This is a genomic window from Bacteroides sp. MSK.20.12, from assembly GCF_019052435.1.
Taxonomy (GTDB): domain Bacteria; phylum Bacteroidota; class Bacteroidia; order Bacteroidales; family Bacteroidaceae; genus Bacteroides; species Bacteroides xylanisolvens.
Window position 1 is genome coordinate 45023 of the sequence record NZ_JAHQVH010000023.1, and the last position, 14751, is coordinate 59773.

The window sequence follows — 14751 nt, forward strand, 5'->3', positions numbered from 1 at the left end:
GGTAATTTAAATCGTAAATAGTAAATCGTCAAATCGTAAATAGTATAGATGGAACAATTGAAACATGAATGTGGCGTTGCCATGATACGCTTGCTTAAACCGTTGGAGTATTACGAGAAAAAGTACGGAACATGGATGTACGGTCTTAATAAGCTCTACCTGTTAATGGAGAAACAACATAACCGTGGACAGGAAGGTGCGGGACTGGCATGTGTGAAACTGGAAGCAAATCCGGGTGAAGAATATATGTTTCGTGAACGTGCTTTAGGCTCCGGAGCTATTACGGAGATCTTTGAAAATGTTCAAAACAATTTTAAGGAGCTCACTCCCGAACAGTTGCATGATGCTGCGTATGCCAAACGAGTCCTGCCTTTTGCCGGGGAAGTATATATGGGGCATCTTCGTTATTCCACTACGGGAAAATCCGGAATTTCATACGTGCATCCATTTTTAAGAAGAAATAACTGGCGTGCCAAGAATCTCGCTCTTTGCGGAAACTTCAATATGACGAATATGGACGAAATATTTGCCCGTATCACTGCCATTGGCCAGCATCCGCGTAAATATGCCGATACATATATCATGTTGGAACAGGTGGGACACCGTCTTGACCGTGAAGTGGAGCGTGTATTCAATCTTGCCGAAGCCGAAGGGCTTACGGGCATGGGCATCACGCATTATATAGAAGAATATATTGATTTGGCAAACGTACTGCGTACTTCCAGTCGCGAATGGGATGGGGGGTATGTTATTTGTGGATTGACCGGAAGCGGTGAATCTTTCGCTATCCGTGACCCGTGGGGCATCCGGCCTGCATTTTGGTATCAGGATGACGAGATTGCTGTTCTTGCTTCCGAACGTCCGGTTATCCAGACAGCTTTGAATGTTCCGTTTGAGGAAATCAAGGAACTGCAACCGGGGCAGGCATTGTTGATTAGCAAAGAAGGTAAGATACGTACTTCGCAAATCAATAAGCCGCGCGAAAATCAGGCTTGTTCCTTCGAACGTATCTATTTTTCCCGTGGCAGTGACGTCGATATTTATAAAGAAAGGAAACGGCTGGGCGAAAAGTTGGTTCCGAGAATATTGAAAGCAATCAATAATGATATCGATCATACGGTCTTCTCTTTTATTCCCAACACTGCGGAGGTTGCTTTCTATGGAATGTTGCAGGGACTGGATGATTACTTGAATGAGGAGAAAGTGCAGCAGATCGCTGCATTGGGGCATAACCCGAATATGGAGGAATTGGAAGTTATTCTTTCCCGTCGTATTCGCAGCGAAAAGGTGGCAATCAAGGATATTAAGCTCCGTACGTTCATCGCCGAAGGAAACAGTCGTAATGATTTGGCTGCCCATGTGTATGATATTACATACGGAAGTCTTGTACCCGGTGTTGATAATCTGGTGATTATCGATGACAGCATTGTGCGTGGCACTACGCTGAAACAAAGTATTATCGGTATTCTCGACCGTCTCGGTCCGAAGAAGATTGTCATTGTATCTTCTTCTCCGCAGGTGCGTTATCCTGACTATTACGGTATTGATATGGCAAAGATGAGCGAGTTTATCGCCTTCAGGGCTGCTGTCGAACTTTTAAAGGAACGGGATATGAAAGATGTAATTGCGGCCGCCTACCGTAAATCGAAAGAGCAGGTAGGACTGCCGAAAGAGCAGATGGTAAACTATGTGAAAGACATTTATGCTCCGTTCACTGATGAGGAAATCTCTGCCAAAATGGTAGAACTGCTGACACCCAAGGGAACCAAGGCGAAAGTGGAAATCGTCTATCAACCGTTGGAGGGATTGCACGAGGCTTGTCCGCATCATAAAGGCGACTGGTATTTTAGCGGTAACTACCCTACACCGGGTGGTGTGAAAATGGTGAACCGGGCGTTCATCGACTATATAGAACAAATGTATCAATTCTAACAACCATACAACGATTCAATAATAAGAATGAGAAATGTGACATTAATCCTTGACGACGGGAGCCGGTTTTCCGGTAAGTCGTTTGGCTACGAGAAGCCGGTGGCGGGCGAAGTAGTGTTTAATACTGCCATGACCGGATACCCGGAGAGCCTCACTGACCCTTCATACGCCGGACAGTTGATGACGCTTACCTATCCTTTGGTAGGTAACTACGGTGTTCCTCCTTTTACTATCGAGCCGAATGGACTTGCCACTTTCATGGAAAGTGAAAAGATCCACGCGGAAGCGATTATCGTAAGTGACTATTCTTATGAATACAGCCATTGGAACGCTGTGGAGAGCCTCGGTGACTGGTTGAAACGGGAGCAAGTTCCCGGCATTACAGGCATTGATACGCGCGAGCTGACTAAAGTGCTTCGTGAACATGGAGTAATGATGGGGAAAATAGTATTTGAAGAAGTTGAGAATGGAGAGTTGAGAGTTGAGAGTTATGAAGATATTAATTATGTGGACAGGGTAAGTTGTAAGGAAATAATTTCTTATCTTCCCGACGGAACCTCTCATTCTTTCCCATTAACGACTCCTATTGAGCAACTCAACTCTCAACTTTCAGGTTTTAACTCACAACTTAAAAAGGTCGTCCTGGTAGATTGCGGTGTGAAGACTAATATCATTCGTTGTCTGCTGAAACGTAATGTAGAGGTGATCCGTGTACCTTGGGATTATGATTATAACGGACTCGAATTTGACGGACTGTTTATTTCTAACGGACCGGGGGATCCGGATACCTGTGATGCTGCGGTGCAGAATATCCGCAAGGCGATGGCAAATGAGAAACTGCCTATTTTCGGAATCTGCATGGGTAACCAACTGCTTTCGAAAGCGGGAGGAGCCAAGATTTATAAATTGAAATACGGTCACCGTAGCCACAACCAACCGGTGCGTATGGTAGGCACTGAACGTTGCTTCATCACCTCGCAAAATCACGGTTATGCCGTAGACAATAATACGTTGAGTGCAGATTGGGAACCGTTATTTATTAATATGAATGATGGCTCTAACGAAGGAATCAAGCATAAAAGAAACCCTTGGTTTTCTGCACAATTCCATCCGGAAGCAGCGAGTGGACCTACGGATACGGAATTCCTGTTCGACGAATTTGTAAAACTATTATAACCCATATTCATCACGGATTATAAAAAATCTGTGTTAATCTGTGTAATCTGTGGTGAACCAGAAAGTAGAATCAATGAAAGAAAATATAAAGAAAGTATTGCTGTTGGGTTCCGGTGCCCTGAAGATCGGTGAGGCCGGTGAGTTTGACTATTCCGGTTCGCAGGCACTCAAAGCCTTGAAAGAAGAAGGCATTGAAACGATTCTTATCAATCCTAATATTGCTACGGTACAGACGTCCGAAGGAGTGGCGGATCAAATCTACTTCCTTCCGGTGACTCCGTATTTCGTAGAGAAAGTGATTCAGAAAGAAAAACCGGAAGGTATTATGCTGGCGTTCGGTGGTCAGACAGCCTTGAACTGTGGAGTGGCATTGTATAAGGAAGGTATTCTTGAAAAATATAATGTAAAAGTTCTTGGTACTCCGGTACAAGCCATTATGGATACCGAGGATCGTGAACTTTTCGTTCAGAAATTGAATGAAATCAATGTAAAGACCATTAAGAGTGAAGCCGTAGAAAATGCGGAAGATGCGCGTCACGCAGCAAAAGAACTGGGGTATCCCGTAATTGTTCGTGCTGCTTACGCTTTGGGTGGCTTGGGCTCCGGTTTCTGTGATAACGAAGAGCAGCTGGATATTCTTGTAGAAAAAGCGTTCTCTTTCTCTCCGCAGGTATTGGTGGAAAAATCTCTTCGTGGTTGGAAAGAAGTGGAATATGAAGTGGTACGTGACCGTTTCGACAACTGTATCACCGTTTGTAATATGGAAAACTTCGACCCGCTGGGTATTCATACCGGTGAATCTATCGTTATTGCTCCGTCACAAACGCTTACGAACAAAGAATATCATAAACTTCGGGAACTGGCAATACGTATCATCCGCCACATCGGTATTGTGGGCGAATGTAATGTACAATATGCCTTCGACCCCGAATCCGAAGATTATCGGGTGATTGAAGTAAATGCCCGTCTTTCCCGTTCATCGGCTTTGGCATCTAAGGCAACGGGTTATCCGCTGGCTTTCGTTGCGGCCAAATTGGGACTGGGTTATGGACTCTTCGACCTGAAGAACTCTGTAACAAAGACTACTTCTGCTTTCTTCGAACCGGCACTGGATTATGTTGTATGTAAGATTCCACGTTGGGATTTGGGTAAATTCCACGGTGTAGATAAAGAATTGGGATCTTCTATGAAATCTGTCGGTGAGGTGATGGCTATCGGTCGTACTTTTGAAGAAGCTATCCAGAAAGGGCTCCGCATGATCGGACAGGGAATGCACGGATTTGTAGAAAACAAGGAGCTAGTTATTTCTGACATCGACAAGGCTTTGCGCGAACCGACTGATAAACGTATTTTTGTTATCTCGAAGGCTTTTCGTGCCGGCTACACCATCGATCAGGTACACGAACTGACTAAGATTGATAAATGGTTCCTTCAGAAATTGATGAATATCATGCAGACTTCCGAAGAACTGCATAGCTGGGGAAATAATCACAAACAGATTGCCGATCTGCCAAACGAACTGCTTCGTAAAGCCAAGGTTCAAGGTTTCTCTGATTTCCAGGTTGCACGTGCCATCGGCTACGAAGGTGATATGGAGGATGGTATTCTTTATGTCCGCAAACATCGTAAAGAGGCGGGTATTCTTCCGGTAGTGAAGCAGATCGATACTTTGGCAGCCGAATATCCGGCACAAACCAATTATCTGTATCTTACTTATAGCGGTGTGGCAAATGATGTTCATTACTTGGGCGACCATAAATCCATTGTCGTATTAGGGTCTGGCGCTTATCGTATCGGCTCTTCCGTAGAATTTGACTGGTGCGGTGTGCAGGCTTTAAATACTATTCGTAAAGAAGGATGGCGCAGCGTGATGATTAACTATAATCCTGAAACCGTATCTACGGACTACGATATGTGCGATCGCTTGTACTTCGATGAATTGACTTTCGAACGTGTGATGGATATTCTGGAACTGGAGAATCCGCATGGTGTAATTGTATCTACCGGTGGTCAGATTCCAAATAATCTTGCTTTGCGTCTGGATGCACAGCATATCAATATCCTTGGCACAAGTGCCAAGAGCATTGACAACGCTGAAGATCGTGAGAAATTCTCTGCCATGCTCGACCGTATCGGTGTGGATCAGCCCCGTTGGCGTGAATTAACATCTATGGATGACATTCAGGAGTTTGTTGAAGAAGTAGGTTTTCCTGTACTTGTCCGTCCGTCATACGTGCTTTCGGGAGCTGCAATGAATGTTTGTTCCAATCAAGAAGAACTGGAACGTTTCCTGAAACTGGCAGCCAATGTCTCGAAAAAACATCCGGTAGTAGTAAGTCAGTTTATTGAACATGCCAAGGAAGTAGAAATGGATGCCGTGGCGCAGAATGGCGAAATTGTGGCATACGCTATTAGTGAGCATATCGAATTTGCAGGAGTACACTCCGGTGACGCGACTATTCAGTTCCCGCCACAGAAGCTATATGTGGAAACTGTTCGCCGTATCAAGCGTATCAGCCGTGAGATTGCCAAGGCTTTAAATATCTCTGGTCCGTTTAATATTCAGTATTTGGCGAAAGACAATGATATCAAGGTGATTGAATGTAACTTGCGTGCCAGTCGTTCTTTCCCATTTGTCAGCAAGGTATTGAAGATCAACTTTATTGAATTGGCAACTAAGGTTATGCTCGGCCTGCCTGTCGAAAAACCGGAAAAGAATCTTTTCGAACTGGACTATGTGGGAATCAAAGCTTCACAGTTCTCTTTCAACCGTTTGCAGAAAGCCGACCCGGTGTTGGGAGTAGATATGGCTTCCACCGGTGAAGTAGGTTGTATTGGTATGGATACTTCTTGTGCTGTATTGAAAGCAATGCTTTCTGTAGGCTATCGTATTCCGAAGAAGAATATCTTGCTTTCTACAGGTACCATGAAGCAAAAAGCGGATATGATGGATGCAGCCCGTATGTTGGTGAATAAGGGATATAAACTCTTTGCGACGGGCGGTACACATAAAGCGCTTGCCGAGAGCGGTATTGAGAGTACTCATGTTTATTGGCCGAGTGAAGAGGGACATCCGCAGGCGTTGGAGATGCTTCATAGTAAGGAAATAGATATGGTAGTTAATATACCGAAGAACTTGACAGCCGGAGAATTAAGTAATGGGTATAAAATCCGTCGTGCTGCCATTGATTTAAATATTCCGTTGATTACGAACGCTCGTCTGGCTAGTGCGTTTATCAATGCCTTCTGTACGATGAGTGTGGATGATATAGCTATCAAGAGCTGGGCAGAATATAAATAAGATGATTATATTCTATTGAAATGAAAAGACAAAGGTCGTTCTTATTATTCGAGAGCGGCCTTTGTCTATTATTGTAGAAATACAATTATTCGATTATTCAGTTGGAAAATTAAATACTCTTGGTCTTTATTTGCTGTTTTGGACATTTTAATGTAACTTGCGCGCTTATTTAAATAATATTTTTTTTTACAGGAGGATGATAGGTATGGATAATCATGTTGTAATAATGGCTGGTGGCATAGGGAGCCGTTTCTGGCCGATGAGCACTCCGGAATGTCCTAAACAATTTATTGATGTAATGGGATGTGGCCGGTCACTGATTCAATTGACGGCAGACCGGTTTGATGGTGTTTGCCCCAGAGAAAATATGTGGGTGGTAACTTCTGAAAAATACATTGATATTGTTCGGGAGCAGTTGCCGGAAATTCCGGAAAGTAATATTTTAGCGGAACCTTGTGCACGAAATACTGCATCTTGTATCGCATTTGCTTGTTGGAAAATCAAAAAGAAGCATCCCCGTGCTAATATTGTAGTAACTCCTTCGGATGCATTAGTCATCGATACGGGCGAGTTCCGTAGAGTGATGGAGAAAGCACTTCGTTTTACGGATGATAGCAGTGCTATTGTCACAATAGGTATTCGGCCGACTCGTCCGGAGACAGGCTACGGATATATTGCTGCTGCCAACCAGCTTCAAACAGATAAAGAAATTTATACAGTAGACGCATTCAAGGAAAAACCCGATAAAGAGACAGCTGAAAAGTATTTGGCGGAAGGTAATTACTTCTGGAATGCGGGAATCTTTGTGTGGAACGTGCGTACTATCACTTCCGTGATGCGTGTATATGCTCCGGGTATCGCACAGATTTTTGACCGTATTTTCCCGGATTTCTATACGGAAAAAGAAAATGAAACAATCAAAAAGTTATTCCCGACTTGCGAAAGTATTTCTATCGACTATGCGGTGATGGAAAAAGCGGAGGCAATTTACGTGTTACCGGCTTCTTTCGGCTGGTCGGATTTAGGCACATGGGGAGCACTTCGCGGTCTTTTACCACAGGATAAATCGGGAAATGCTACGGTAGGAACCGATATACGTTTGTATGACAGTAAGAACTGTATTGTGCATGCCAGCGAAGAAAAACGAGTTGTTGTTCAAGGACTGGATGGATATATCATCGCAGAGAAAGATAATACATTACTGATTTGTAAACTGGAAGAGGAACAACGGATTAAAGAGTTCTCGAAATAAAGATTATTTCGTTTGTTGATATTCGTGTGGTGTCATTCCTGTCATTCGTTTAAAGAACTTCGAGAAAAAAGAAGGATTAGGGAAATTTAATTCATCAGAAACTTGATAAACGAGCAGATTGCTATGTTTTAGCAATACTTTTGCTTCTAGTATAATGGACTGGTTTATCCAGTCCATTACTGTTTGTTGACTGGCCTGTCGGATAACAGTATTCAGATAACGTGGAGTGAGGCATAGCTTATCTGCATAGAAATTTACGTTACGTTCTTTCTTGCTGTATACATTGACAAGAGAGATGAAACGTTGGAAAATCTCTTCCTGTCTTGTCAACTGGGCAGAATTCAGTTCAATACTGTTTTGAGCGATATATTCTAAATAATAGATGAGGCTGGCCAAAAGATGTTGTATAGCTTCTTTACGGAATGGCGGTTCCTGCAATACTCCCCATATCAAGGTGAAATAATGTTCCATTTGTTGCTGTTCTTGTGGAGATAGTAACAATATGATGTTTTTCTGATGATGGAGAAGGTAAGAAAAAAAATCGTCTTTCCCGGATATAGGAAGGAAATTGTGGTCGGCTGCTATCATTTGCATATCAAAATCAGGAGACACCTCTGTGATTTGAATAATGGAGTTAGGAGCGATCACTGCGATGTATCCCGGTTGGATGGTATATTCGATCAGATTAATGAGAATTCGGGCAGAGCCTTGGTTGACGAATGCGATACGCCCTTCTTTAATACGATACGGTTGACCGAGTGAGAAAAGAGTCGTTTCCATCTTTACAAAGCTATTGACGAATCCGAAATCAGAAGATATATAACGATGCTCGTTATGCCGGACAATTTTAAGATTGTCTAATAATTTAAGTGCTAACTCTATCGGTTCTTTTTGTCCCATTTTCTTTTCTCTTTTCCGGCAAAGGTAATAAAATGCGGCATACTTATTTGCTTTTTTCTGTTTTATCGAACTAATGGAACACATTTACCAACTCTTGGAAATGACCAATATCTTTGAAATCCCTATCTTTGTCTTTCGAAGAAACCAAAGAAATAATGGATATGAAAAGAATGATTTTCAGTTTCTCCTTTTTACTGTATGTAGCAGGAGCGTATGCGCAGATTACATTGGAAGAATGTCAGCGGAAGACGCAGGACAATTATCCGTTGGTACATCAGTATGGCTTAGTGGAGAAGACAAAGGAATATAATCTGGAAAATGCAGCCAAGGGATATTTGCCTCAATTTGCTCTTTCGGCAAAGGCCTCTTATCAGAGTGATGTGACAGAAATTCCGGTAAAACTTCCCGGAGTAGATTTAAAAGGATTGTCTAAAGACCAATATCAGGTCATGTTGGAATTGCAACAGAAGATATGGGACGGGGGAGGAATCCGTATGCAGAAGAAGCAGACGATTGCAGAGGCTGAAGTGGAAAAAGAAAAACTGAATGTAGATATGTATGCGCTGAATGACCGCGTGAATGATCTTTATTTTGGAATTCTCCTGCTGGACGAGCAAATCAAACAGAATACATTGTTACAAGATGAGCTAGAGAGAAATTATCGTCAGATTACTGCTTATGTGGAAAATGGAATAGCCAATCAAGCTGATTTGGATGCAGTGAAAGTGGAGCAGCTGAATACAAAACAGAAAAGAATTGATTTAGTATCATCACGGGCAGCTTATTTGAAAATGCTTTCGCTGTTGGTAGGAGAAGCACTATCTCCGGAGACGGTGCTGGAGAAGCCTGTACCTCAAAGTATGGTTTCAGCTGTCAGTGAGATTCGTCGGCCGGAGTTGGCTTTGTTTGATGCACAGGGAGCCGGACTGCAAGTGCAGGAGAAGGCTTTGAATGTGCGTCATCTTCCGCAGTTCGGACTGTTTGTGCAGGGGGCATACGGAAATCCTGGATTGGATATGCTGAAGAATGAATTCTCTCCTTATTATATGGCAGGTGTCCGGCTTTCATGGAATTTCGGTAGTTTGTATACTTTGAAAAATGACCGTCGGGTGATCGAGAAGAAAAGGCAGCAACTGGATAATAACCGGGATGTATTCCTTTTCAATACAAGACTGGAAATGACGCAGCAGGATCAGGCTATCCATTCTTTGGAGAAGCAAATGCGGGATGATGATGAAATTATCCGGTTGCGTACGAATATCCGTAAAGCTGCCGAAGCAAAGGTGGCAAATGGAACATTGACTGTGACTGAAATGTTACGTGAACTGACCAATGAGAGCTTGGCGCGTCAGTCGAAAGCCATGCATGAGATTCAACGGTTGATGGGAATTTATCAATTGAAATATACAACGAATTATTAATATAACTTCTCCGGATATGAAAAGAATAACAAAAATAGGAATGTGGGGGATAACGCTGATGATGTTATCTGCCTGCGGAAATGGAACACCTGATTATGACGCAACCGGTACATTTGAAGCTACGGAAGTAATAGTGTCCGCCGAGGCTGCCGGAAAATTGCTACGACTAGAAGTAGAAGAGGGAACAAAGCTGGAAGCGGGTGAGGAGATCGGGTTGGTAGATACGGTACAATTGTATTTAAAGAAACTGCAATTGGAAGCCAGTATGAAATCGGTAGAAAACCAGCGTCCTGATCTTGCCAAACAGATTGCCGTTACCAAGCAGCAAATTGTCACGGCAGAGCGTGAGAGGAAACGGGTGGAAAACTTGCTTGCTGCAGGTGCGGCCAATCAAAAACAACTGGATGATTGGGACGCGCAAGTCAAATTACTCGAACGACAGCTCGTTGCACAGGAATCATCGTTGCGTAATAGTACGAATAGCCTTACAGAACAAGGCAATTCGGTTGCTATACAGGTAGCGCAAGTGGAGGATCAGTTAGTTAAATGTCATGTTCAGTCACCTATCGCAGGTACAGTATTGGCTAAATATGCGGAAGCCGGTGAATTGGCGGCGATAGGCAAGCCTTTATTTAAGGTGGGCGAAGTGGATCGTATGTATTTGAGGGCTTACATCACTTCCGAACAGTTGTCAAAAGTGAAACTGGGAGATCAAGTGACTGTGTATGCTGACTATGGCAACTCGGAGCAGAAAGCTTATCCGGGGGAAGTGACTTGGATTTCCGATCGTTCGGAATTCACTCCAAAAACAATTCTGACGAAGAATGAACGTGCTAATCTGGTATATGCAGTGAAGATTGCGGTGAAGAATGACGGAGCGTTGAAGATTGGTATGTATGGCGGAGTAAAATTAAAGAATGAAGATTAAAAATTAAAGTCAGGGAGATGGAGAAGGATGTACCCATAGTGGTTGTGAAAGGAGTCGGCAAGAGCTATGGAACGGTGGAAGCGCTGAAAGAGGTTTCTTTTGTGGTAGAACGGGGAGAGATCTTTGGGCTGATAGGTCCTGACGGTGCCGGTAAGAGTACCTTATTCCGTATTCTGACTACTTTGCTGCTGGCAGATAAGGGAACGGCCACGATTGGCGGACTGGATGTGGCAACAGAATATAAACAGATTCGTACGAAGGTGGGATATATGCCCGGTCGTTTTTCACTTTACCAGGATCTTTCAGTAGAGGAGAATCTGGAGTTTTTCGCTACCGTATTCCATACAACTGTTCAGGAGAACTATGATTTAATTAAAGATATCTATCAGCAGATAGAACCGTTCAGGAAAAGAAGGGCAGGGGCTTTGTCGGGTGGTATGAAGCAGAAACTGGCATTGAGTTGCGCTTTGATTCATAAACCGGATATTTTATTCCTGGATGAACCCACTACCGGAGTGGATCCTGTGTCGCGCAAGGAATTTTGGCAAATGCTTCGTAACTTGCGGGAACAGGGTATTACTATTGTTGTTTCTACTCCCATCATGGATGAAGCCCGGCAATGTGACCGGATTGCTTTTATCAATCATGGAAAGATTCATGGCATTGATACCCCCGAGCGTATTCTTCAGCAATTTGCATCCATCCTTTGTCCTCCTTCTTTGGAACGGGAGGAGGTGAGACATGAAACCGCTCCGGTCATTGAAGTGGAGCAGTTGACAAAGTGTTTTGGTAATTTTACAGCGGTAGATCATATCTCCTTTCAGGTGAACCGGGGAGAGATATTTGGCTTCCTGGGTGCTAACGGTGCCGGAAAGACTACAGCCATGCGCATGCTTTGTGGATTGAGCAAACCGACATCAGGCATAGGAAAGGTGGCAGGATATGATATTTTCCGGGAAGCTGAACAAGTAAAGAAGCATATCGGCTATATGAGCCAGAAATTTTCGCTGTATGAAGATTTGAAAGTGTGGGAGAATATCCGTCTGTTTGCCGGGATTTATGGGATGAAAGAGCAAGAAATAGAGCGGAAGACAGAAGAATTGTTGGATCGCCTGGGGCTTGCTGACGAGCGGGATACTTTGGTGAAGAGCCTTCCGGTGGGGTGGAAGCAGAAACTAGCTTTTTCAGTTTCAATCTTCCACGAGCCGAGAATTGTTTTTCTGGATGAGCCGACGGGTGGAGTAGATCCCGCTACGAGAAGGCAGTTCTGGGAATTGATTTATCAGGCAGCCGACCAGGGAATCACCATATTTGTCACTACCCATTATATGGATGAAGCGGAATATTGTAACCGGATATCTATCATGGTGGACGGTCAGATTAAAGCTCTTGATACACCTGCCCGTCTGAAGCAACAATTCGGTGCAGAAACGATGGATGATGTTTTTCAGCAATTAGCCCGCGGTGCGGTGCGCAAAGCAGATTGATTATGAGACAGTTTATAGCTTTTGTAAAGAAGGAATTTTATCATATTTTCCGTGACCGGCGAACCATGCTGATTTTGTTGGGGATGCCGGTTGTACAAATTATACTATTCGGTTTTGCCATCAGTACAGAGGTGAAAAATGTCCGGTTGGCGGTACTCGATCCTTCTAATGATGTGGTGACGCGAAAGATTATTGATCGTTTGGACGCCAGTGAATATTTCACTGTTACCACGCGTTTTCATTCGCCCCAGGAAATGGAAGCTGCTTTTCTGAAGAATAAGGTTGATATGGCGATTGTTTTTAGCGAACGTTTTATAGATGATCTCTATACGGGTGATGCTCGTGTGCAGCTGGTAGTAGATGCGACAGATCCGAATATGTCGACTTCGCAGGTTAATTATGCAACGGGAATTGTTTCTATGGTAGGTCAGGAAATGATGCCGCCCAATATGTCGGCTGCCCGTTTAACGTCGGATATAAAACTGTTGTATAACCCGCAAATGAAGAGTGCTTATAACTTTGTTCCGGGGGTAATGGGGTTGATCTTGATGCTGATTTGTGCTATGATGACCTCGATTTCCATCGTTCGTGAAAAAGAGACGGGGACCATGGAAGTATTACTGGTTTCGCCTGTGAAGCCACTATTTATTATTTTGGCAAAAGCTGTGCCTTATTTTGTATTGTCTTTTGTCAATCTGATTACTATCCTTTTACTTTCGGTCTTTGTGCTGGATGTTCCGGTAGTAGGAAGTTTGTTCTGGTTGATAACCGTCTCTTTGTTGTTTATCTTCGTATCCTTGGCGTTGGGCTTATTGATTTCATCAGTCACGCGTACACAGGTTGCGGCCATGCTGGTTTCCGGTTTGATGTTGATGATGCCCACGATGCTTTTATCGGGGATGATTTTCCCTATTGAGAGTATGCCGTTGATACTTCAATGGATCTCGGATATACTTCCGGCACGTTGGTATATTCAGGCTGTGCGAAAGTTGATGATTGAAGGAGTGCCTGTTGTATTGGTATATAAGGAGATTGGTATCTTATTATTGATGGCGACGGTACTTATTACGGTTAGTATCAAGAAATTCAAGTATAGATTGGAGTAGATAAGAATAATATGTTAATGTGCCAATTGGCTGTGTTATACTACATGGCATTGACATATAAACATATCAGCAAATTGAAGAATTATTTATGATAAAGTTCCTGATAGAAAAAGAGTTTAAACAATTGCTTCGCAATTCGTTTCTTCCGAAATTGATTCTTGTATTTCCATGCATGATTATGCTATTGATGCCTTGGGCGGTAAATCTGGAAATCAAGAATATACAGCTGAATATTGTGGATAATGACCATTCGGCTATTTCACAACGTTTAGTGAATAAGATTGCTGCCTCCACTTACTTTCGCTTGGTAGAAGTACCGGCCTCGTATGAAGAAGGTCTTCGAAACATTGAAATTGGAACGGCTGATATTGTGATGGAAATTCCAAGGCATTTGGAACGGGATTGGATGAATGGAGAGGATGCTCATGTATTGATAGCGGCCAATGCCGTGAATGGAACGAAAGGTGGTCTGGGCAGTTCTTATTTGTCTTCTATCATTAATGATTATGCAGCCGAACTACGTTCGGAACATCCCGAAGCAGCTACCGTTTCCGGCACTTTCCCTTCCATACAGGTTGATACGCAGGGATTATTTAATCCGAATCTGAACTATAAGCTCTATATGATTCCGGCATTGATGGTCATGTTGTTGACTTTGATTTGTGGTTTCCTGCCTGCGTTGAATGTGGTTAGCGAGAAGGAAGTGGGGACAATAGAGCAAATCAATGTGACTCCGGTTCCGAAGTTTGTCTTTATTCTGGCAAAGCTCTTGCCTTATTGGCTGATTGGTTTTCTGGTGCTGACGGTGTGTTTCATATTAGCCTGGTTAATTTATGGCATAGTACCTGTCGGGCATTTTCTGTTGATTTACTTTTTCGCGGTTCTTTTTGTTCTGATGATGTCCGGCTTCGGACTAGTCATTTCCAACTATTCAGCAACGATGCAGCAATCAATGTTTGTTATGTGGTTCTGTTTGTTGGTGGTGATTTTGATGAGCGGTTTGTTTACCCCCATTAGCAGCATGCCGGAATGGGCACAAATAATAACGATATTCAATCCTTTGAAGTATTTTATGGAGGTGATGCGAATGATATATCTGAAGGGGAGTGGTTTCTTTGATTTGCTGCCGCAGTTCGGAATATTGTTGCTTTTTGCAGTCGTGTTTAATAGTTGGGCGGTAATTAGTTATCGGAAGAACAACTGAAGATAATAAGGGGTCAGTCCGAAAACCCTGTGGGTATGTTATGT

General features: G+C 43.2%; 10 protein-coding genes. 9 read left to right on the plus strand and 1 reads right to left on the minus strand.

The features are described from left to right. The first annotated feature begins 48 nt into the window (after nucleotides 1–48). The 4 genes from KTR06_RS13500 to KTR06_RS13515 all read left to right on the plus strand — a co-directional run bounded on the left by KTR06_RS13500 (nucleotide 49) and on the right by KTR06_RS13515 (nucleotide 7661). Nucleotides 49–1932, plus strand: a complete 1884-nt coding sequence (locus KTR06_RS13500; protein ID WP_217290420.1) for an amidophosphoribosyltransferase — start codon at nucleotides 49–51, stop codon at nucleotides 1930–1932. A 27-nt stretch (nucleotides 1933–1959) separates the two neighbouring features. Beyond that, nucleotides 1960–3108, plus strand: coding sequence for a glutamine-hydrolyzing carbamoyl-phosphate synthase small subunit (gene carA / locus KTR06_RS13505; protein ID WP_120069406.1), 1149 nt, complete (start codon nucleotides 1960–1962; stop codon nucleotides 3106–3108). A gap of 73 nt (nucleotides 3109–3181) precedes the next feature. Next, entirely contained in the window at nucleotides 3182–6409 is a 3228-nt protein-coding gene (gene carB / locus KTR06_RS13510; protein ID WP_217290421.1) for a carbamoyl-phosphate synthase (glutamine-hydrolyzing) large subunit, read from the plus strand. 205 nt (nucleotides 6410–6614) lie between these two features. Continuing rightward, nucleotides 6615–7661 carry a mannose-1-phosphate guanylyltransferase gene (locus KTR06_RS13515; RefSeq protein WP_217290422.1) on the plus strand — a complete coding sequence of 349 codons (1047 nt, stop codon included), beginning with the start codon at nucleotides 6615–6617 and terminating at the stop codon, nucleotides 7659–7661. Between the two features lie 3 nt (nucleotides 7662–7664). Here the strand turns inward: KTR06_RS13515 and KTR06_RS13520 are convergent, their stop codons facing one another. Beyond that, entirely contained in the window at nucleotides 7665–8561 is an 897-nt protein-coding gene (locus KTR06_RS13520; protein ID WP_120069465.1) for a helix-turn-helix domain-containing protein, read from the minus strand. Between the two features lie 161 nt (nucleotides 8562–8722). On the opposite strand from KTR06_RS13520, the gene KTR06_RS13525 reads away from it, so the two are divergent. The 5 genes from KTR06_RS13525 to KTR06_RS13545 all read left to right on the plus strand — a co-directional run bounded on the left by KTR06_RS13525 (nucleotide 8723) and on the right by KTR06_RS13545 (nucleotide 14707). Further along, nucleotides 8723–9982, plus strand: a complete 1260-nt coding sequence (locus KTR06_RS13525) for a TolC family protein (protein WP_032851512.1) — start codon at nucleotides 8723–8725, stop codon at nucleotides 9980–9982. A 16-nt stretch (nucleotides 9983–9998) separates the two neighbouring features. After that, nucleotides 9999–10910 (plus strand): HlyD family secretion protein, encoded by a 912-nt coding sequence (locus KTR06_RS13530; protein ID WP_055234766.1) that lies wholly within the window; start codon nucleotides 9999–10001, stop codon nucleotides 10908–10910. Nucleotides 10911–10927: 17 nt separating this feature from the next. Continuing rightward, a complete protein-coding gene (locus KTR06_RS13535) occupies nucleotides 10928–12397 on the plus strand; it encodes an ATP-binding cassette domain-containing protein (protein ID WP_015530968.1) in 1470 nt (489 codons plus the stop codon). 2 nt (nucleotides 12398–12399) lie between these two features. Next, nucleotides 12400–13503, plus strand: a complete 1104-nt coding sequence (locus KTR06_RS13540) for an ABC transporter permease (RefSeq protein ID WP_141409352.1) — start codon at nucleotides 12400–12402, stop codon at nucleotides 13501–13503. 88 nt (nucleotides 13504–13591) lie between these two features. Further along, nucleotides 13592–14707: an ABC transporter permease gene (locus KTR06_RS13545; RefSeq protein WP_217290423.1), complete on the plus strand. Its 1116-nt coding sequence runs from the start codon at nucleotides 13592–13594 to the stop codon at nucleotides 14705–14707. The last annotated feature ends 44 nt before the right edge of the window (nucleotides 14708–14751 follow it).

Bases quoted from the DNA above. Each gene is read 5' to 3' on its own strand.
- KTR06_RS13545 (WP_217290423.1), top strand. From the start codon at position 13,592: ATGATAAAGTTCCTGATAGAAAAAGAGTTTAAACAATTGCTTCGCAAT.
- carB (WP_217290421.1), top strand. From the start codon at position 3,182: ATGAAAGAAAATATAAAGAAAGTATTGCTGTTGGGTTCCGGTGCCCTG.
- KTR06_RS13500 (WP_217290420.1), top strand. From the start codon at position 49: ATGGAACAATTGAAACATGAATGTGGCGTTGCCATGATACGCTTGCTT.
- KTR06_RS13525 (WP_032851512.1), top strand. From the start codon at position 8,723: ATGAAAAGAATGATTTTCAGTTTCTCCTTTTTACTGTATGTAGCAGGA.
- KTR06_RS13515 (WP_217290422.1), top strand. From the start codon at position 6,615: ATGGATAATCATGTTGTAATAATGGCTGGTGGCATAGGGAGCCGTTTC.
- KTR06_RS13530 (WP_055234766.1), top strand. From the start codon at position 9,999: ATGAAAAGAATAACAAAAATAGGAATGTGGGGGATAACGCTGATGATG.
- KTR06_RS13540 (WP_141409352.1), top strand. From the start codon at position 12,400: ATGAGACAGTTTATAGCTTTTGTAAAGAAGGAATTTTATCATATTTTC.
- KTR06_RS13520 (WP_120069465.1), bottom strand. From the start codon at position 8,561: ATGGGACAAAAAGAACCGATAGAGTTAGCACTTAAATTATTAGACAAT.
- KTR06_RS13535 (WP_015530968.1), top strand. From the start codon at position 10,928: ATGGAGAAGGATGTACCCATAGTGGTTGTGAAAGGAGTCGGCAAGAGC.
- carA (WP_120069406.1), top strand. From the start codon at position 1,960: ATGAGAAATGTGACATTAATCCTTGACGACGGGAGCCGGTTTTCCGGT.